This is a genomic window from Streptomyces sp. ICC1 (assembly GCF_003287935.1).
GTDB lineage: Bacteria > Actinomycetota > Actinomycetes > Streptomycetales > Streptomycetaceae > Streptomyces > Streptomyces tritrimontium.
In genome coordinates this window covers 4,634,393-4,651,532 of the sequence record NZ_CP030287.1, presented here as the reverse complement: position 1 = coordinate 4,651,532, position 17,140 = coordinate 4,634,393, and the positions used below count along the sequence as shown (strand labels likewise).

General features: G+C 68.6%; 17 protein-coding genes and 3 pseudogenes. 12 read left to right on the top strand and 8 right to left on the bottom strand.

What is annotated here, in order from left to right:
* Window positions 1–57 precede the first annotated feature (57 nt).
* The 3 genes from DRB96_RS21940 to DRB96_RS21930 all read left to right on the top strand — a co-directional run bounded on the left by DRB96_RS21940 (window position 58) and on the right by DRB96_RS21930 (window position 2,427).
* Window positions 58–933: a glycosyltransferase family 2 protein gene (locus DRB96_RS21940; RefSeq protein WP_204357785.1), complete on the top strand. Its 876-nt coding sequence runs from the start codon at window positions 58–60 to the stop codon at window positions 931–933.
* Window positions 934–1,618: 685 nt separating this feature from the next.
* Window positions 1,619–2,107, top strand: coding sequence for a MarR family transcriptional regulator (locus tag DRB96_RS21935; RefSeq protein ID WP_112449991.1), 489 nt, complete (start codon window positions 1,619–1,621; stop codon window positions 2,105–2,107).
* Entirely contained in the window at window positions 2,104–2,427 is a 324-nt protein-coding gene (locus DRB96_RS21930) for a winged helix-turn-helix domain-containing protein (protein ID WP_112449990.1), read from the top strand. Before DRB96_RS21935 ends, DRB96_RS21930 begins: the two co-directional genes overlap by 4 nt.
* 57 nt (window positions 2,428–2,484) lie before the next feature.
* Here DRB96_RS21930 and DRB96_RS21925 read toward each other — a convergent pair.
* Window positions 2,485–2,604, bottom strand: a pseudogene (locus DRB96_RS21925) (MarR family transcriptional regulator); the annotation flags it as partial.
* 902 nt (window positions 2,605–3,506) lie between these two features.
* Here DRB96_RS21925 and DRB96_RS21915 point away from each other — a divergent pair.
* From DRB96_RS21915 to DRB96_RS21905, 3 genes are all read left to right on the top strand, one after another.
* On the top strand, window positions 3,507–4,259 hold the full coding sequence (locus DRB96_RS21915; protein WP_112449989.1) for a DUF6879 family protein: 753 nt from the start codon (window positions 3,507–3,509) through the stop codon (window positions 4,257–4,259).
* Window positions 4,260–4,283: 24 nt separating this feature from the next.
* Window positions 4,284–5,129 (top strand): helix-turn-helix transcriptional regulator, encoded by an 846-nt coding sequence (locus DRB96_RS21910; protein WP_112453625.1) that lies wholly within the window; start codon window positions 4,284–4,286, stop codon window positions 5,127–5,129.
* A 914-nt stretch (window positions 5,130–6,043) separates the two neighbouring features.
* A complete protein-coding gene (locus DRB96_RS21905) occupies window positions 6,044–6,748 on the top strand; it encodes a hypothetical protein (protein ID WP_112449988.1) in 705 nt (234 codons plus the stop codon).
* 492 nt (window positions 6,749–7,240) lie between these two features.
* On the opposite strand, the gene DRB96_RS21895 is transcribed toward DRB96_RS21905, so the two are convergent.
* A complete protein-coding gene (locus DRB96_RS21895) occupies window positions 7,241–7,978 on the bottom strand; it encodes a helix-turn-helix domain-containing protein (RefSeq protein WP_112453624.1) in 738 nt (245 codons plus the stop codon).
* A 258-nt stretch (window positions 7,979–8,236) separates the two neighbouring features.
* Between DRB96_RS21895 and DRB96_RS21890 the strand changes: the two genes are divergently transcribed.
* Genes DRB96_RS21890 through DRB96_RS21880 form a run of 3 tightly spaced genes read left to right on the top strand, consistent with a single transcriptional unit; the run spans window position 8,237 to window position 10,737 of the window.
* Window positions 8,237–8,908 (top strand): DUF4097 family beta strand repeat-containing protein, encoded by a 672-nt coding sequence (locus DRB96_RS21890; RefSeq protein ID WP_112449986.1) that lies wholly within the window; start codon window positions 8,237–8,239, stop codon window positions 8,906–8,908.
* A gap of 21 nt (window positions 8,909–8,929) precedes the next feature.
* Complete coding sequence (locus DRB96_RS21885; protein ID WP_112449985.1) at window positions 8,930–9,955, top strand: ATP-binding cassette domain-containing protein; 1,026 nt, start codon at window positions 8,930–8,932, stop codon at window positions 9,953–9,955.
* Entirely contained in the window at window positions 9,952–10,737 is a 786-nt protein-coding gene (locus tag DRB96_RS21880) for an ABC transporter permease (RefSeq protein ID WP_112449984.1), read from the top strand. Before DRB96_RS21885 ends, DRB96_RS21880 begins: the two co-directional genes overlap by 4 nt.
* On the opposite strand, the pseudogene DRB96_RS44780 reads toward DRB96_RS21880, so the two are convergent.
* From DRB96_RS44780 to DRB96_RS21865, 3 genes and pseudogenes are all read right to left on the bottom strand, one after another.
* Window positions 10,718–10,966 (bottom strand): annotated as a pseudogene (locus DRB96_RS44780) (hypothetical protein); the annotation flags it as partial. The gene DRB96_RS21880 and the pseudogene DRB96_RS44780 overlap by 20 nt on opposite strands.
* A gap of 6 nt (window positions 10,967–10,972) precedes the next feature.
* The gene (locus DRB96_RS21870; protein WP_112449983.1) at window positions 10,973–11,383 is read right to left on the bottom strand and encodes a hypothetical protein; all 411 of its coding nucleotides are present in this window, start codon (window positions 11,381–11,383) and stop codon (window positions 10,973–10,975) included.
* A complete protein-coding gene (locus tag DRB96_RS21865) occupies window positions 11,377–11,952 on the bottom strand; it encodes a MarR family transcriptional regulator (protein WP_162688681.1) in 576 nt (191 codons plus the stop codon). Before DRB96_RS21865 ends, DRB96_RS21870 begins: the two co-directional genes overlap by 7 nt.
* A 731-nt stretch (window positions 11,953–12,683) precedes the next feature.
* Here DRB96_RS21865 and DRB96_RS21860 point away from each other — a divergent pair.
* The 3 genes from DRB96_RS21860 to DRB96_RS45965 all read left to right on the top strand — a co-directional run bounded on the left by DRB96_RS21860 (window position 12,684) and on the right by DRB96_RS45965 (window position 14,629).
* Window positions 12,684–13,940, top strand: a complete 1,257-nt coding sequence (locus tag DRB96_RS21860) for a helix-turn-helix transcriptional regulator (protein WP_112449981.1) — start codon at window positions 12,684–12,686, stop codon at window positions 13,938–13,940.
* Window positions 13,941–14,028: 88 nt separating this feature from the next.
* Window positions 14,029–14,370, top strand: coding sequence for a DUF6415 family natural product biosynthesis protein (locus DRB96_RS21855; RefSeq protein ID WP_112449980.1), 342 nt, complete (start codon window positions 14,029–14,031; stop codon window positions 14,368–14,370).
* Between the two features lie 130 nt (window positions 14,371–14,500).
* Complete coding sequence (locus DRB96_RS45965; RefSeq protein WP_275431995.1) at window positions 14,501–14,629, top strand: hypothetical protein; 129 nt, start codon at window positions 14,501–14,503, stop codon at window positions 14,627–14,629.
* A gap of 62 nt (window positions 14,630–14,691) precedes the next feature.
* Here DRB96_RS45965 and hisC read toward each other — a convergent pair whose 3' ends face one another.
* The 3 genes and pseudogenes from hisC to DRB96_RS21840 form a co-directional block, all read right to left on the bottom strand.
* Complete coding sequence (gene hisC / locus DRB96_RS21850; RefSeq protein ID WP_112449979.1) at window positions 14,692–15,828, bottom strand: histidinol-phosphate transaminase; 1,137 nt, start codon at window positions 15,826–15,828, stop codon at window positions 14,692–14,694.
* Between the two features lie 208 nt (window positions 15,829–16,036).
* A pseudogene (locus tag DRB96_RS44775) lies at window positions 16,037–16,474 on the bottom strand (hypothetical protein); the annotation flags it as partial.
* Window positions 16,471–17,073: a DUF4913 domain-containing protein gene (locus tag DRB96_RS21840; protein ID WP_112453623.1), complete on the bottom strand. Its 603-nt coding sequence runs from the start codon at window positions 17,071–17,073 to the stop codon at window positions 16,471–16,473. The gene DRB96_RS21840 and the pseudogene DRB96_RS44775, both read right to left, overlap by 4 nt.
* Window positions 17,074–17,140: the final 67 nt, after the last annotated feature.

Here is a 17,140-nt window from a genome sequence, read left to right as displayed (position 1 = left end):
CTGCCGGGCGCCGGTACGCTCACTCCTTCGTCCGGAGCCGGAGGGAAGTGGTGGGCAGTGAGCAGACCGAGGGTGGGCGTGGCCGTGCTGACCATGGGCGACCGGATGCCCGAACTGCGGGCCCTGCTGGCCTCGGTGGCCGCGCAGGACGAGCCCTCGGTCCGCGTCGTGGTGGTCGGCAACGGCTGCGCGCTTCCCGGGCTGCCGGACGGTGTGACCGTGATCGAGCTGGCGGAGAACCTGGGCGTGTCCGGGGGCCGCAACGTCGCCTGGCGCGAACTGCGGGAGTCCGGCGACGTCGACGTCCTCGTGGACCTGGACGACGACGGCCTGCTGGTCGACACCGACGTGGTCCGCCGGATCGCCGACTTGTACGCGGCCGACGTCCGGCTCGGCATCGTCAGCTTCCGGATCGCCGACGAGCACGGCGAGACGCAGCGCCGGCACGTGCCCCGGCTGAGGGCCAAGGACCCGATGAAACGGGGCCTGGTGACGGCCTTCCTCGGCGGCGGCCATGCCCTGTCCATGCGGATGCTGGAGCGGACGGGGGGCTGGCCGGACCCGTTCTTCTTCACCCATGAGGAGACCGACCTGGCGTGGCGGGCCCTGGACGCCGGCTGGGACATCCTCTACGAACCGGCGCTCGTGCTCCAGCACCCCAAGACCTCCCCGGCCCGCCACGCGGTCTACTTCCGGATGACCGCACGCAACCGGGTGTGGCTCGCGAAGCGGCGTCTGCCGGCCCTGTTGGTCCCCGTCTACCTCGGCGTGTGGACGCTGCTGACGCTCGCCCGCACCCGGTCGGCCGCGGGTCTGCGCGCCTGGTCCGCCGGCTTCGCCGAAGGCGTGCGCACGAGCGGAGGCCCCCGGCGCCCGATGTCCTGGCGCACGGCGGCCCGCATGACCCGCCTGGGCCGCCCGCCGGTCATCTGACCGGCGGCTTCCTCGCTCAGCCCGCCAGGCGCGGCCGATAGGGGCCCTGGGGGCCAGGGGGCCCGGTTCGGGCAGCGGTTCGCGCGGGGGACCCTCGATTCCGCACCGGGGCAAACCAGATGCGACCCCGGCCACAGAAGGTGTGCCCAGACGAAGCCCGCACCTGTGCCCACCGGCGCCCACGGATTCGCTCAGCCCCGTCCGGCATCAGCCACGCTGCTGCTTGTCCCGGTCGGCGACCCCCGTGATCGGGCAGCCGAAGTCCAAGAGGTGGACCCACCTGGGAGCGCTGGAGCGGAGCGACAGGGCGAGCAGCCACCCGTCGAGAGCCGCCGGGTGGGCACGGGCCTTTCCATGTATTAAGAGGACGCAGCCCCCGCACGCTTTTGACCTGCGGAAACGTCTAATGCAACCCGATCCTGGGATCGGGTAACCCGATCCTGGAATCAGGTAACCCGATCCTGGGATCGGGTTGAGTAGATCCTGGGGTCGGGTCAGTTAGCTATGTGCACATCGTTGTCTTGACGGGCGCTCCAGTCCCGAGGCTCGGTTGATTAGCGATGAGCAAAGAATGTCCCGTTCGGGGTGGGTGTTGATTAGCCATGCGGTAATGTGCAATGTGCTAAGTGCGTCGGTCTGGGGAAGGGCCGCGTGGCTCGTGGCTAAGGGATGGGGCGGTTCGCAGATGGCGGAGTCGGCACGGAGCAAGGTCCTCGCCCTCGTCGATCCAGACACGGGCGACATGGAGGAGGTTCCCCGTGCCCCGTACGCCTTCGACGGACCCCACATCAACGTCGGGATCCGCCGAGGCCGCCAACTGGCCTCAGCCGACTCAGGTCTGAGCGACCGCGAGTTCCGGGTGCTGGTCTGGTACTGGTTCGCGACGGAGGAGCGCCAGGGGCCCGTCCAGATGACCGGTGTGGCCGTCGCGTCCGAACTCAATATGAGTCCGGACTCCCTGTCCAGGACCATCAAGGTCCTCAAGGGAGCTCGCCTGCTGGTCGAGTCCGGTGGGATCGGCCGTACGAAGTTCTATCGAACGACCCCGTACCTTGCGTTCATCGGAACGGGCTTCGAACACCGTGAGGCGGTTTCCGACTGGAACCCCCCGGAGATGAGGATTCCGAAGCCGAGAGACCGCCAACGCAAGAAGACGAGGAGAGACGCGACATGAAGGTCCACGGCAGCGAGGACGTGCTGTACGTCCTCAAGCGCACGGGACGGGTTCTGAACCCGAACCAGCGGATCGTCGTCATGCTGTACGCGGCCGCCGAGCAGCGACCGGACGGGTCGGTCTGGATCAAGGCCACCGAACTCGCCGAGACCGCGGGCATGAGCGCCCCGGTCTTCTCCCGGACACGCAAGGAGCTCGAGGCGCTCGGGTGGCTCGAAGTCGTGGACAGTGTCGGCCCGGTGAAGGTCTTCCGGCTGACGCCGACGGTGGAGGCGGAGCGCGAGCAGCCGGCCGCGCACCTGAGGGTCGTCAACAACTGAGGCCACGAAACCCCGCCCGTTGGGGCCGCCCGCCCCTCGTGCGGGACGGGCGGGCGGTTATGGGCGGTCGTTGCCCTGCGGCGGTTCCGGTTTTGCGTGGAGGATCTCGCGGGCCTGTTCCGCGGCGCGGGTGATGCTCTCGGTGACGAAGTCGAGGAAGCGGGCGATGTTCTCCATTGACCGGTCCTGCGGCGCCCCCGCCATGGAGGACGGCCCCGCCGGCCTGGTCCTCCATGGCGCTGCCGATCAAGGGATCAGCGGGTGCCCGTGTCTGGGCCGCGCACCTCTGAATCGTCACGAGCCTTCCTGCCGCGTTCGCAGTCACAGTCGAAGCACGGACGGGGGCGACTACTGCCCGGGGGCCAGAAGATGACCCCTGATCGTCTGTCCAGCACCCCGCCGTACTCAGTCCACCAACCGGCCGGAGAGTCCGCGTACGGGCCGCCTGGGTACGTCAACTGCTCGTCGGCGACTGTCTCCCCGGCGGTCACCCGCGGTGCCCGGTACCGTGCTCCCTGATTCGGGTGTCGCAGTCGGCCACGATGGACTCGTCACCGGCTTTGATCGCCGCCCGTCGGAAGATCGCTTCATGGGCGCAGGTCTTACAGCCCGGTACAGGTTTGGGGACGTGAGTCGGCTCGGCCTGAGAGGCGGGGGCAGTCATGCCTGAGCCTTCCGTCCGTGTTCCTCGGAGTGGAGCCGGATCCGGATGTTGCAGTCGGTTGCCGTACTCGCGTCCAGGATCTTGCGTGCGGCAGAGCGAAGGGCGATCAGCTCTGAGCAGTCGGCGCACCCTGCGACCGTGACGGCGTCAGCTCTGGGGAACGGATCACGCTGCGGAACCTGTTGCCACATGCCGCTCCAAGTCCCGTTGCGCTTCTTGGTTGTGGTCACAGCCATGTCGCCTCCGCTGCTGCCCGTCTCGTGCTGATGAACGGAACGGTAGGGAGGTGGAGTTGGGCCATGTTGAGACTATTCTCAATTATTCTCGCGCAGTGTGCTGGTATGCCTCGACATTCCGGAGCGGCGGCGGGGACGCTTGACAGGAGTCCCCGTCCTTCCGGCGAGAGGTCAGCGTGATGGCACGTAGGTTGCGGCTCAACGGCACGGGTAGCGGCGAGGGTGGCTGCCCGGCTGTGCACGAGGATCTGGACAGCAAGGAGATCATCGTCCACGGAACGCCGCTCACAGACCCTGAGGACATTGCCCAGCTCCGGCACCTGTCTGACGGTGAGGTGCCGATCGTGGTCCCGCGTGAGCTGCTGGTGGACTTCGGCCCGAAGGAGGTCTCTCGCGTGCCCCGCATCATCGACCTGGACGCCTTCGGCAAGCTGTTCGAGAACTTCCAGCACACTGCCTGGAGGCTGGAGACACGGTCCCGGTACGCGTCCGACGAGGGCACCGAGACGTACACCCAGTTCCTGCGGGGCGAGACTCCGGCATGGGACCTGGGCACCCCGTGGAGCGTCACCATTCGGGAGAAGACGCAGAGAGGTGTGACTGTCGGCCGCGTGCGCATCGTGGACGACCCCGTGACCGTGGGGCAGCGATACCTCCTGGCGCACGCCGACAAGAATGCGGCGCTGGGGGAGGACATCCGCAACCTGTGGAGGAAGGACGCCGAGCGGCTCCAGCTGCCGGCCGAGGACTTCTGGATCTTTGACTCCAGGATCGTCGCCGTCCTCAATTTCGATGAGGCCGACAACTTGGTCGATGTTGAGCTGATCACGGAGCCGGTTGAGGTCAACCGCTACGCCCAGGTGAGGGATGCCGCGTGGCACTACGCGGTCCCGTACAAGACGTTCGAGGCCGGCCTCACGGCAGCCCCGTAGGGAAATAGGACAGAGCAGGTGCCGGTGACGGACTTTCAGAAGGCGCGCGAGGCATTGGGGCTCCGGCTGCGTGAACTACGCGAGTCGGGGCCGCAGGGCCGTATCACCGGTACAGCTCTGTCCCAGCGCCTTGGCTGGGGGCAGAGCAAGGTCAGCAAGCTTGAGAACGGCAGGCAGACGGCGACCCCTGACGACCTGCGTGAGTGGACTGAGGCGACCGGACAGCCGGATGCGTACGCGGAGCTGCTGAGCCGGCTCCGCGGGTTCGAGTCCCACATGCGTTCGTGGCGCCGCCAACTCGCCGCCGGGCAAAAGCCCGTCCAGGACGCTCACAACGTTGTGCAGGCAAGCTCGACGGTCCTCAGGGCGTGGGAATCGTCGTGGGTCGTGGGTGTACTCCAAACGCCTGACTACGCCCGTGCCATGCTCACCCACTTTGCCGAACTGCACCACACGCCAAGGGACATCGAAGAGGCCGTACGCTCCCGGATGAGGCGGCAAGAGGGTCTGTACGCCGCGGGTAAGCGGTACGAGATCTTGCTCTGGGAAGCCGTGTTGCACGCCCAGATCTGCCCGCCCCCGGTACTCGCGGCCCAGCTTGACCGCCTCTTGGGTGTGGTCGGCCTCGACACCGTGGAGTTGGGGATCGTCCCGCTCGGGGCCCCCTTGAAGCTTCCCCCTGGTGCTGGCTTCTGGATCTACGACGACCGGCTGGTGACCACCGAGACCTGGCATGCCGAAATGTGGCTGGACGACGCTGACAGCATCGCCACCCACCTGCGCGTGTGGAAGACGCTGCGAGAGTCCGCCGTCTTCGGGGCTGGTGCTCAGCACGCGATCAGCAGGGTTCGACGTTCGCTCGCCTCCTGACGCCCCCGGGACACCCCTTTCCGGATCCGGGTTCTCTTACGTCCTCGGCCGCGGACCGTGAATCCCAGGGGCCAGCCCCTGGACCCCGCCAGCGCCTGGCCGCGCTGGACCGGCCTTGGCATGGGGGGCTACTCGCCCCCCAGACCCCCTCGCCAGGCGCTCGGGCGCCCTGGACCCGCTCCCCCTCATGCCCTGCCCCGGCTCCCTGACGGTCGCCGGTGCACCCCTCGGGCGCGGGGCGCCCTCACTGGGCATGAGGGACGCGGGAAAACGTGGTCCAGCTTGGATCGGGCTGAGGAGGGGGAGTGCGGGCCGTACGGAGCGAGAGGGCCGGAGGAAGCCAGGGTGTGTCGGCTGAGGTCCAGGGAGGGGAGCCGTATGGCAGCTGCCTGTTGTCGGTGCGTCGGGCGGAAGATGCGCGGGAGTACAGCTCACAGAGGGCCGGCGCCCGTTGATGCCGTCGCTCACGTTGCTCTTTGGTAAGAGGGCGCCGCCAACTTAAGCTCCTGACCTGCTGGTTTGTCTGACGGTATGTGTCCCCCAGGACACATTTGGACCTCTGGAATGTGTTCCCGGCAAGCACATTTCGTGGAAAACTCAATTGATCGTGAACTTTTTGGTGGCGCTGATCGGCCGCCGAACGGTGCAGGTCAGCGAGTCGGGCAGGGAGGTGGCGCGACGCCTTCGATCGAACGCCGAGGCTTGCGAATGTGTCGTCATTGCGACACGTGTAAATCAAGGAGCCATGGATTTTTGGCCCTTGACGGCAAAATAACTTCACGTGTTGTGGAGTTTTGGCGCCCCGATCGAACGGGGTTCCGCGCAGAGGTGGCTCCGGTGCGCCTGTATGCGAAAAGACAAGCACACGTTGATTTTTTGGATGTCTCGGACCGCCTGAGCCACTAGGAGGTCCTGTGACATCTGATCCGCCCGCCCGTCATCGGCAGCGCGGGCCCCGGCCTGTTCCCGCTGCCACGGCCGCGGGGGACGAAGCCGAGTACGGAGACATCCTGGCCGTCCTGGGCCAACAGCTCGGGCAGCAGGCGGCACACGCCGCCGACCCCGGTGGTCGCCGCCGACTCACGGGAGTCCACTTCGAGTACGCGGCGGATCCGAGAGCCGTCCACGACATGGCCGGAGACGCCGGATACAGCCTGGCCAGCAACTGGTTCACACAGTTGCTGGCGCAGCTGGCCGTCGCGAACAGCATCACCAAGTCCCAGCTCTGCGTGTTCCTCTTCGTGGCCGGCGGACAGCTTCCGGGGACCGGCATCACCCAGTACACGCAGCAGGAGATCACGGACGGGCTGAACAGGATCGCCGCGCAGAAGGGCGGCAAGATGATCACGCGGTCCACGGTCAACCGCGCCGTTCAGGCGCTGTGCGGCTACAACTGGGTGGAGAAAGCCGGCAACGGCCGTGTCCAGATCAACGTGCGCCTGTGGTTCCACGGCAACAGCACGGCCCAGCACGCCGTGCTCGCAGAGATCGCCGACCGCCACGGGCACGACACCGAGGCGTTCCCGTACGCGGTGGGTCCGCAAGGCGCCCATCAGGAAGAGCTCGACCTCGGCTTCGCCGTCAAAGAGGCTGTGCGCGGCAGGAGGCGCACCGGGTGATCGCGCTGCTTGACCCCCGTACGGTTGCCTCTCCCAGAGGAAGGCTGTCCCATGCCTCACGTCATGTCTCCGATCATCGCCGAGCGGATCTGGGCCCTGCCTCTGTCAGGGTCCGCCGTGAAGTTCCTCCAGTACCTCGTCTCCCGCAGTGACTTCGGGGGAGTGCTGCCGGTCCGCCAGAAGGACATGGCGGTCGAGTACGGGGTCACGCCCCAAGCCGTCAGCGGGCTCATGGCACCCCTGTGCGACCTGAACATCGTCCTCAGGCCGCGCAGTGAGGAGCGTCAGGGCAACTCGTACCGGCTTCACCCGCTCGCGGCGAAGTACGAGAGCCCCGAGACCATGGAGGTGGCGTTCCGCGTGGCCTTCGTCCGCATCCAGGCGGGTGACCTGCCCAACCTGAAGCTGCCGACTCCGGCCGCCCGAAGCCGGGAGTCACGGGCGAGACGTTCCCGTGGATCCTGCGCTGGCTGTGACCACCAAGGCGGCTGTCTATCCGCGCTCGGCGCCCGGGGGCGGTTCCGGCTTTGCGTGGAGGATCTCGCGGGCCTGTTCCGCGGCGCGGGTGATGCTCTCGGTGACGAAGTCGAGGAAGCGGGCGATGTTCTCCATGCGGGTGCCGGCCGGGGTGTCGGAGCCGAGGACGGCGACGCCCTGGCGGGTGGTCTCCACTATCAGGGCGGTGGAGCGGGCGCTGGCCATCATCGACTGGTACCAGACGTCGTCGTCGACGACGTAGCGCTCGCGGCGGCCTTCGTCGCGTTCCCGGCGGACGAGGCCCTGCTCGTCGAGGAACGTGATCGCCTTGGAGACGGACGCCGGGCTGACCTGGAGCTGCTGGACGAGTTCGGACGCGGTGAGGCTGCCCGCGTCGGTGAGGGTGAGGGCGGCCATCACCCGGGCCGTCATCTTGGGCATGCCCGAGGCGACGATGACGTTGGTGAACACCTCCTCGTACGCGCGCACCGCGTCGGCGTCGCGGCCGTAGGCCTGCGGGGCCGTTCCCGCGCCCCGCGGCGCGGGCTGCCTGGTCCGGTGTGCGCGGCGTTCGGTGGCGCGGTGGGCCTGGTCGGCGCGGTAGCCGGTGGGGCCCCCGTTGCGCATGACCTCGCGCGTGATCGTCGAGGTCGGACGGTCGAGGCGCCTGGCGATCTCCGCGTAGGCGAGGCCGTCGGCCACCCCCAGCGCGATCTGCTGGCGTTCCTGCTGGGTGAGTCTGCCTCCCGGCATCGCGGTCTCCTTCGTGGTCCGGCCCGTGACCAGTTCCCTGGTCTGTTCCGGGGTGGCCGATGGCTCCAGTATAGCGTTCACTTTCAGTTCATTGCAACGGTTGGCGGGTTCGTCGTTGCGTTTGATTGTGGTCCTTCGCAACGAAATCTGGGCTCTGAGCTGCGGAGATGTGGATTCTGCGCAATGAAGTTCTTGTCGGGAGTTGGAAAGCAACGTAGCTTTTCACTCATCGGAAACAACGAGTCGCAGGAGAACATCATGCAGAAGTTCGTCACCCCCGCCCCCATCTCGGCCGTCCTGGACATCCCCGCGGGAAGCGTCCGGTTCATCGCCACCGACCGGGCGGACACCGCGGTCGAGGTCCGCCCGGCGGACGCCTCCAAGGGCCGCGACGTGAAGGCGGCCGAGCAGACCACCGTCGAGTACGGCGACGGCGTCCTGCGGATTAAGGCCCCGGAGGCGAAGAACCAGATCCTGGGTTCCTCCGGATCCGTCGAGGTCACCGTCCAGCTGCCGGCCGGCTCCCGCGTCGAGGCGAAGGCGGCCAGCGCCGAACTCCGGGGCGTCGGACGCCTCGGTGACGTCGCCTTCGAGGGCGCGCAGGGTTCCGTCAAGCTCGACGAGGCGCAGAGCGTCCAGCTGACGCTGATGGCCGGTGACGTCTCGGTCGGGCATCTGGGCGGGTCCGCCCGGATCAGCACGCAGAAGGGCGACCTCTCCATCACCGAGGCCGTGCACGGCACCGTCGAACTGCGCACCGAGTACGGCGAGATCTCGGTCGGTGCCGCCCGCGGGGTGTCCGCCACCCTCGATGCCGGCACCTCGTACGGCCGGATCCACAACGCCCTCGGCAACACCGACGGCGCCGCCGCCGGCCTCAACATCCACGCGACCACCGCCTACGGCAACGTCACCGCCCGCAGCCTGTAAACCTGAAAAGGAGCACCCTCCATGACGAACCCCGCCATCACCGCGAACGGGCTGCGCAAGTCCTACGGGGACAAGGTCGTGCTCGACGGCATCGACCTGAGCGTCCCCGAGGGAACGGTCTTCTCCCTCCTCGGCCCGAACGGCGCCGGCAAGACCACCGCCGTCAAGATCCTCTCCACCCTAGTCTCCCCCGACCCCGCCTCCGGCCCGATCCGCGTCGGCGGCCACGACCTCGCCGCCGACCCGCAGGCGGTCCGCGCCGCGATCGGAGTCACCGGCCAGTTCTCCGCCGTCGACGGGCTGATCACCGGCGAGGAGAACATGCTCCTCATGGCCGACCTGCACCACCTGTCCAGGCGGGAAGGGCGGCGGGTCGCCGCCGAACTCCTGGAGCGCTTCGACCTGGTGGAGGCCGCGAAGAAGCCCGCCTCCACCTACTCCGGCGGCATGAAGCGCCGCCTCGACATCGCCATGACCCTGGTCGGCGACCCGAGGATCATCTTCCTCGACGAACCGACCACCGGCCTCGACCCCCGGGCCCGCCACAACATGTGGCAGATCATCCGCGGGCTCGTCTCCGACGGCGTCACCGTCTTCCTCACCACCCAGTACCTGGAGGAGGCCGACCAGCTCGCCGACCGCATCGCGGTGCTCAACGACGGCAAGATCGCCGCCCAGGGCACCGCCGACCAGCTCAAGCGGCTGATCCCCGGCGGCCACATCCGGCTCCGCTTCTCCGTCCCGTCCGCGTACCAGTTCGCCGCCGCCACCCTGCGCGAGGCCACCCGGGACGACGAGGCGCTGACGCTGCAGCTCCCCAGCGACGGCAGCCAGCGCGAGCTGCGCTCCGTGCTCGACCGGCTGGACTCCGCCGGCATCGAGGCCGACGAGCTCACCGTCCACACCCCCGACCTCGACGACGTGTTCTTCGCCCTGACCGGCACCGACCCGCGGCACGGCCGCTCCGGCCAGACCGATCAGACCGGCAAGACCGGCCAGACCGACCAGACAGGCAAGACCGACCAGCCCGAGGAGGCTGTCCGATGAGCTCGATCTCCCTCGCCGTCCGCGACTCGGCCACGATGCTGCGCCGCAACCTCCTGCACGCGCGGCGCTACCCGTCCCTCACCCTGAACCTGCTGCTCACGCCGATCATGCTGCTGCTGCTCTTCGTCTACATCTTCGGCGACGTGATGAGCGCGGGCATCGGCGGCGGCGACCGGTCCGACTACATCGCCTACCTCGTGCCGGGCCTCCTGCTGATGACCATCGGCTCCACCACGATCGGCACCGCGGTGTCCGTCTCCAACGACATGACCGAGGGCATCATCGCCCGCTTCCGCACGATGGCGATCCACCGCGGATCGGTGCTCATCGGGCACGTCATCGGCAGCGTGCTCCAGTCGATCGCGAGCGTGGTCCTCGTGGGCGCCGTGGGCGTGGCCATCGGCTTCCGGTCCACGGACGCCACCGCCCTGGAATGGCTGGCCGCCTTCGGGCTGCTCGTCCTGTTCGCCCTGGCGTTCACCTGGATCGCCGTCGGCATGGGCCTGATCAGCCCGAACGCCGAGGCCGCCTCCAACAACGCGCTGCCGATGATCCTCCTGCCGCTGCTGTCCAGTGCCTTCGTCCCGGTCGAGGGGATGCCGGGCTGGTTCCAGCCGATCGCCGAGTACCAGCCGTTCACCCCGGCCATCGAGACCCTGCGCGGGCTGCTGCTCGGCAGCGAGATCGGCCACAACGGGTGGCTCGCGGTCGCCTGGTGCGTGGGCCTCGCGGTGCTCGGCTACTTCTGGTCGGCCTCGAAGTTCAACAGCGACCCGAAGTAGCGGTCGTGACAGCGCGGGCCCGCTCCCGCAAGCCGTCCCGTCCGAAGGCGGCGTACCCCGACAACACGTCGGAGTGCGCCGCCTCGTTCGTGTGCGGCGAGCCGATCGTGATGCGCAGGCCCTCGTCGCCGAAGGGGCGGACCATCAGGCCGGCCGCCTCACAGGCGTCCGCGAAGTAGGCCGTACGGGAACCCAGGCGCAGCCAGACGAAGTTGGCGTCGCTTTCGGGCGGCAGCTACGCGCCGCTGACGGCTCGGAGTTCCCGGTGCTGCCTCTTGGGGGGCGCGGTTTCGTAGCGGGGGGCCGATGGTTCGTCGAGCGTGCCGTTCTGGATGCGGCGGGCTGCTTCCTGCACTGCGGCCGCGAGGGCTTCGATGGTCTCGTAGCCCGCGATGTAGGGATGCAGGATGTAGGTGCGGTAGCTGTTCTCCGGTCGCAGAACGAGGTGCCGGTCGACTAGTGAGGCCATGGCGGTCGAGGCGGCGTTCTTGCCGAGGCCCACACGAGCGGCGAGCTCCTGCTGGGACATCCGTACCTCGCCGCCCGGCTCCTGGAGCTCGATCAGCACGCTCAGGAGGTCTTGGGCGCCGCGGGAGAGCTTCAGCTTGTGCAGCATTCCGTGTCCGAAGGTCGCCTGGATCAGCATGCCGCCTCCTCCTGGTCCTGACCGAGTTCCAACTGCGCGCTTCGTGGGGCGGGTGGAGCGTTGAGCAGGGGAAACGCGTTCTCTGGGGTCCCTTGCCGCAGCTTAGCCAGGATCTCCTGCTGACGGTCGCCGTTGCCCATGAAGCCGATCAGGGGATTCACGAAGAGGACACCGGGGCGGACCTTCTGGATCATGTGCCACTCTTCCAGGCGGCTGACGGCCCGGGTGACGTTGGCCCGCTCGACCCCGAGTCGTTCGGCGATCAGCTTGTGCGTCGCCTTGACCCAGCCCTCCTTCTGCTTGCCGATGCACCAGACCAGGACGGCGGACTGGATCGGGGACATGCCGTGTTGGGCGATGAGGACGGCGAGGACCTCGCTGAGGAACTCGTTGCTGACGGCGCTGAAGCCGGCCGTCCCGTACATCTCGTGTGGGGCCCGCTGAGTGACCCGGACACTGACGTCCACCTGCTGGACCGGCCGGCCCCGCACCGGCGTCTTCCCGATGAGGTCCGCGAACTTCTCGGTCAGCGTCTCCCTGAACTCCTCGCCGGTGTCGGAGACGGGCACGAGCGGAGGCTGCGAGCCGGACGCTCGACGAATGGGCTGGGGGCGCGGCATGTGCGTGGGTTCCGTCCTCACTCAAGGGGGAAGTCGTCACGCAGCCTAATGGGTTGTCCCAGTGCACTGGGACAAATCCTCCCAGCCGGTGTGACTTTTGCGTGTTGGCGCCGACACGCTCTCCGCGGGCGCCGGAGACCTCCCCTTGACTGACCAGGGTATTTGTATTTTTCTCCCACTTCACTGGGAGGAAATAGTGTCGTTGGTGCTGCCCGGCGACACATCCTCGCCTGCCGATGTGTCAGCGCTGACACACCGACGTTGGTGAACTCACAGGTCAGAGCAGGTTTTTCGGAACTGCCCTCTTTTCCATAAGAGCCCACTGATGCCGGTGTGCGTCTGCGGACTCCACGGGTTGGCTGCGCCCTGCGCTGCGCTCCGGTGCTCGCTTCGTCGGTACGGGTCGGATATCCGGTGGCAGGACGAGTGGGGTTCCCTCGGAGGCAAGCAGCACAGTGGCTGATGCCGTCTGTGGTGCGGAGTAGCGCCCGTACGCCGGATACGTGGTGCGGGCTGCACTGGGCGCACCTTCTGTGGCTGGGCCCGACACGGGTTTTGGCTTCCAGGCGGGCCATCGAACCGAACCTGGCTGGGCCTTTCTTGTGCGTCCACGGGCGCACAAGAAAGGCCCAGCCCCCTACGCTGGTCAGTGTCGAGCTGTACAACGAAGGGGCAAGGCCGTGTCATCCGATGCTACGCCCGACCCGTACGACAACCCCGTCGCGTTCGGGCAACGTGTCCAGATCTACCGCAACCGCCGAGGCATGACCCGCGAGCAACTGGCTGGCCTCCTCGGCCACCACGCCTCGTGGGTCAAGAAGATCGAGACCGGCACCATGGGAATGCCGCGCCTGCCGGAGATCCTCCGCATCGCCGAAGTGCTCCGCGTCCGCCGCCTGAACGACCTCGTGGGCGATGTCGGCGCCGAACCACACACCGACCTGTTCCTCGGGCCCGGTCATGATCGTCTCCCCGCAGTCCGCGCTGCGCTGTCTGCATACCCGGCGCCCGGCGCCCGGGAGGCACCCACGAAGGTGTATCTGCGGGCCGCGCTGGATGCCGCCTGGGCCGCCCGACATGAGGCGCCCAACCACCGCGAGATCCTGGGCCAGTTGCTGCCCGGGCTGGTCCGTGACGCACAGCTCGGCGTCCGCCAGGCTGATACCGCGAGCGACCGGCGCGCAGCCCTCGCCCTCCAGGCTGAGACGTTCTTCCTCGCCCAGTTCTTCGTCGCCTACCAGCCGGACCCCTCCCTGTTGTGGCGGGTGGCCGAGCGTGGCATGGTCGCCGCGCAGGAATCCGAGGACCTGCATGCGATCGGCGTGGCAGCGTGGCTGGCTGCGCAGGCTCACCGGGACTCCGGTCCGGGTCACTACGACGAGGCGGACGACCTCGTCATGCAAGCGCTGCAACTTTTGGAGCCCGGGCTACCCGACGCCCCGCTCGACGTGCAGGCGATCACGGGAGCCCTCCGCGTCGAGGCCGGACTCACTGCTGCGAAACGCCGTGACACCGGCACCGCGTGGGGATGGTGGGACCGGGCAGGCGGTATTTCCCGCCAGCTGCCCGCCAACTACTTCCATCGGGTGACGTCCTTCGGCCGAGCTGTGATGGGGGCCCACGGAGTCACCGTCGCGGTTGAGCTTCGAGCCGGCGGAGAGTCCGTACGGCAGGCCAACCGGGCTGAGACCAGCGCGATCCCGTCCCGGCCGCGCCGGGCCCGGCACCGCATCGAGCAGGCCCGCGCCTACTACCTGGATGGGCAGCGCGAGACTGCGCTGGCCACGTTGGAGCAGGCGCACGCGGCCGCTCCGGAGACGATCCGCTACAACGGGTACGCCCGCTCCATCGTGCTGGAGGAGACCACGTCACGGGTGCCGGAGCGCCGACAACGGGCAAGCCGACTGGCTGTCGATATCGGCATGCTGGCCGCGTAGGGAGAGGGGCCCAAATCGGGCCCCTTCTTCAGTTGCCTCGCCGTCACCCTGGTTCCACCACCCGCTGACGACGGTAGGGAGCATCAGGATGAACCCCAGCAAGACGCCGACGGTTGAGGAGCTCACTGCGCGCGCTCTAGCTCCCTATTCGGAGCGCCCCGACGCCGAAAGTGTGGCCCGCCTGGTCGATGATCTGATCACCGTGGGATACGAACTTCACACCGAGGTGTCTCAGGTTCCGGCGGCCCAGAGGACCGAACGTGCGGGAGCCGCGCTGAGCGAGTGGTCGTACTTCATCGACGTAGGCCCGTCGAGCCACGGCGACCACGTGAACTGGAACCACGCGAGGGCCCTGGCCCGCATCCTGCGGAACCTCGCGGAAGCCAGCCAATACCGGGAGCCGGTACGAGGCGATGAGGCGACCGGATGAGGTACGAGGGCGGACGGTTCTGCGTGTTCTGCGACCAGGCCATCCGTGGGGCGGCCGAGCGGATCCCCTTCGAGTCGGCCTCCGGCGGCCGCCCCGTCCTGTTTGCCCACCCGATCGGCCCCACTGGCCCGTGCAAGCCGGCTCGGGGCACAGCGCCCCGTCGGACCTGCTGATGACCGAGTACGCCCGGCAGGTCCTCTACGTCGTGATCCTGCTCGGCGGCCTCGCCGTCATCATCCTCGGCACCACTCGCACCTGAGGGTGAACACCGGTCCGTAAGCCGCCCCGGGGATTCCTCGTTGCTCGCGACCGTGTGCCGGGTTACCGGTCCCAGTGGGCCGCCGTCTTCAGGAGGCGGTCGTTCGCGTCCGGGGAGCCGATCGTGATGCGCACGCCCTCGTCGCCGAAGGGGCGGACCATCAGGCCGGCCGCCTCGCAGGCGTCCGCGAAGTAGGCCGTACGGGAACCCAGGCGCAGCCAGACGAAGTTGGCGTGGCTCTCGGGGACCTCGTAGCCCTCGGCGCGCAGGCCGGCGCTGACCCGCTCGCGCTCGGCCACCAGGTCGGCGACCCGCTCGCGCAGCTCCTCCGTGGCGCGCAGCGAGGCCAGCGCGGCCGCCTGGGCGGGGCCGCTCACCCCGAGCGGTACGGAGCAGGCGCGCAGCGCGGCCGTCACCCGGGGGTGGGCCACCGCGTAGCCGACGCGGAGCGCGGCCAGCCCGTACGCCTTGGAGAAGGTGCGCAGGACGGCGACGTTGGGGCGGTCCCGGTACAGCTCGATGCCGTCGGGCACCTCTTCGTCCCCGACGAACTCCCGGTACGCCTCGTCGATGACGACCAGCACCTCGGGCGGCACCCGGTCCAGGAACCGCTCCAGCTCGGCGCGGCGCACGGCGGTGCCCGTCGGGTTGTTCGGGTTGCAGACGAAGACGATGCGGGTGCGGTCGGTGACCGCGTCGGCCAGCGCGTCCAGGTCGTGCGTCTCGTCGCGCAGCGGCACCTGTACGGAGGTCGCCCCGGCGGCCCACGCCAGCAGCGGGTACGCCTCGAAGGAGCGCCAGGCGAAGACGACCTCGTCGCCGGGGCCCGCGGCGGCCGCGACCAGGTGCTGGGTGATGCCCACGGAGCCGGTGCCCAGGACCAGGTGGTCGGCGGGCACGCCCAGGCGCGCGGAGAGCTCGGCGGTCAGCTCGGCGGAGGAGGGGTCGGGGTAGCGGTTGAGCCGGCCCAGCCAGCTCTCGACCGCGCCGATCACCGACGGCAGCGGCGGGTACGGGTTCTCGTTGGAGGAGAGCTTGTCGACGAACTCGTCGGCGGCGGCCTTGCCCGGCACGTAGCGGGGGAGCGTGGAGACGTCGGCGCGCAGCCGCGGGAAGGCCGGACCATCGGTCAGACCATCGGTCGGACCGGCGGTCGGACCGGCGGTCGGACCGGCGGTCGCGGAGTTCGGATCGGACATCGCGGGATTCCTTTGACGAGGAAGGGGCCAGGGCGGAGTAAAACACCGTCCGGCCGTGCCGACGGGGGTGGCGGCACGGCCGGACGGTGTCCGGGGGGAGGGGTGGCAAATGTACATTATACACCTCTCGAGGCCCCAGAGACTGGGGAAGGCAGTCGATATACTCAGAGTAGTTCGTCGGGCGCGTCAGATGTGTATGAGAGGCAGGTCCGGGGACCGCGTAGGGCTGGGGTCCGGGCTTGGGGATGGTGCGGGTGGTGCCGAGCTGGGGAGACCGGCCCCTGGCGGCATGGGTGAGGGCGTCGACAGGCCGGCGCTTGATGCCCAGGCGGGCGGCGGCGGTCCGGTAGACGTCGCTCTGTTCCCGGGGACGGACTGCGACGACGTGGATCTCGCTGCGGAACGCGGATCCTTCGGGAGCCAGGCGCGTGGCGTAGACGATGCGCCAGGCCGCGCGTGAGTCGACATAGACCTTGCGGAGCCCGTCGAGTTCGTGGGTGAGCTTCCCGCCGAACAGGTTCGCGTTGACGACGTCTTGGATCTTGGCGAGCGCGAGGTCGCGGATGTCGCTGGGCGCTTGGAGAAGGTCGGTCAGAGCGCGCGGGTCGAAGGTCAGGCCGAAGGCGGGTTGTTCGTGGCCGCTCACGAGGCCGCCTCGACGCCGTGCTCCGTGTCGTCTGCCGCGGTGGCCACCGGGCGGGTGGATCGGCCGGGGCCTCGCAGCAGGCGGTGGGCGGGGCGGTCGGGGTCGGTCTGGCAGGCCGACAGCGGTCCGCCGGCTGCGCGGACGGCGGCCATCGCGTGGCTGAGGAAGTCCCGGTGCCACACGAACATGCCGCTGGGTCCGGCTTCGGGGTCTTTGTGCTGCTGGTAGGCCATCCACAGGGCGTGCAGCCACGCCACGACGTCGAGGTGTTCCTGCCACTGTTCGCACCACGGCGCGGATGTGGTGATCTCCGCGCCGTAAACCGGCATGAGGAAGTCCTCCACCCAGTCGGTCAGGGAGTCCAGTTCGTTTTCCCGATCTTCGCCGTCCAGCTCCAGGATCGGCTTCGGCTCGGGCGGCAGCACGGGGGCGGGCATGCCGGGCAGGCCCGGCATCGTGAACCCGGCGAAGGGCATCGGGTCGGGTGCGGAGGACAGGCTGTCAAGCTGCCGAGCCTGCTGGGCCGACTGGTCCAGGAGCTTGCGGACGCTGGCCTCGATGCTCTCCAGGTCGGCGTCGGGGACGCGGATCGGGTCCATCTCCTGGCCGTCGTGGCCGTCTATGGGTTCGAGCACGAAAGGTCTCTCCTCGCAGCCGCATGCGGCA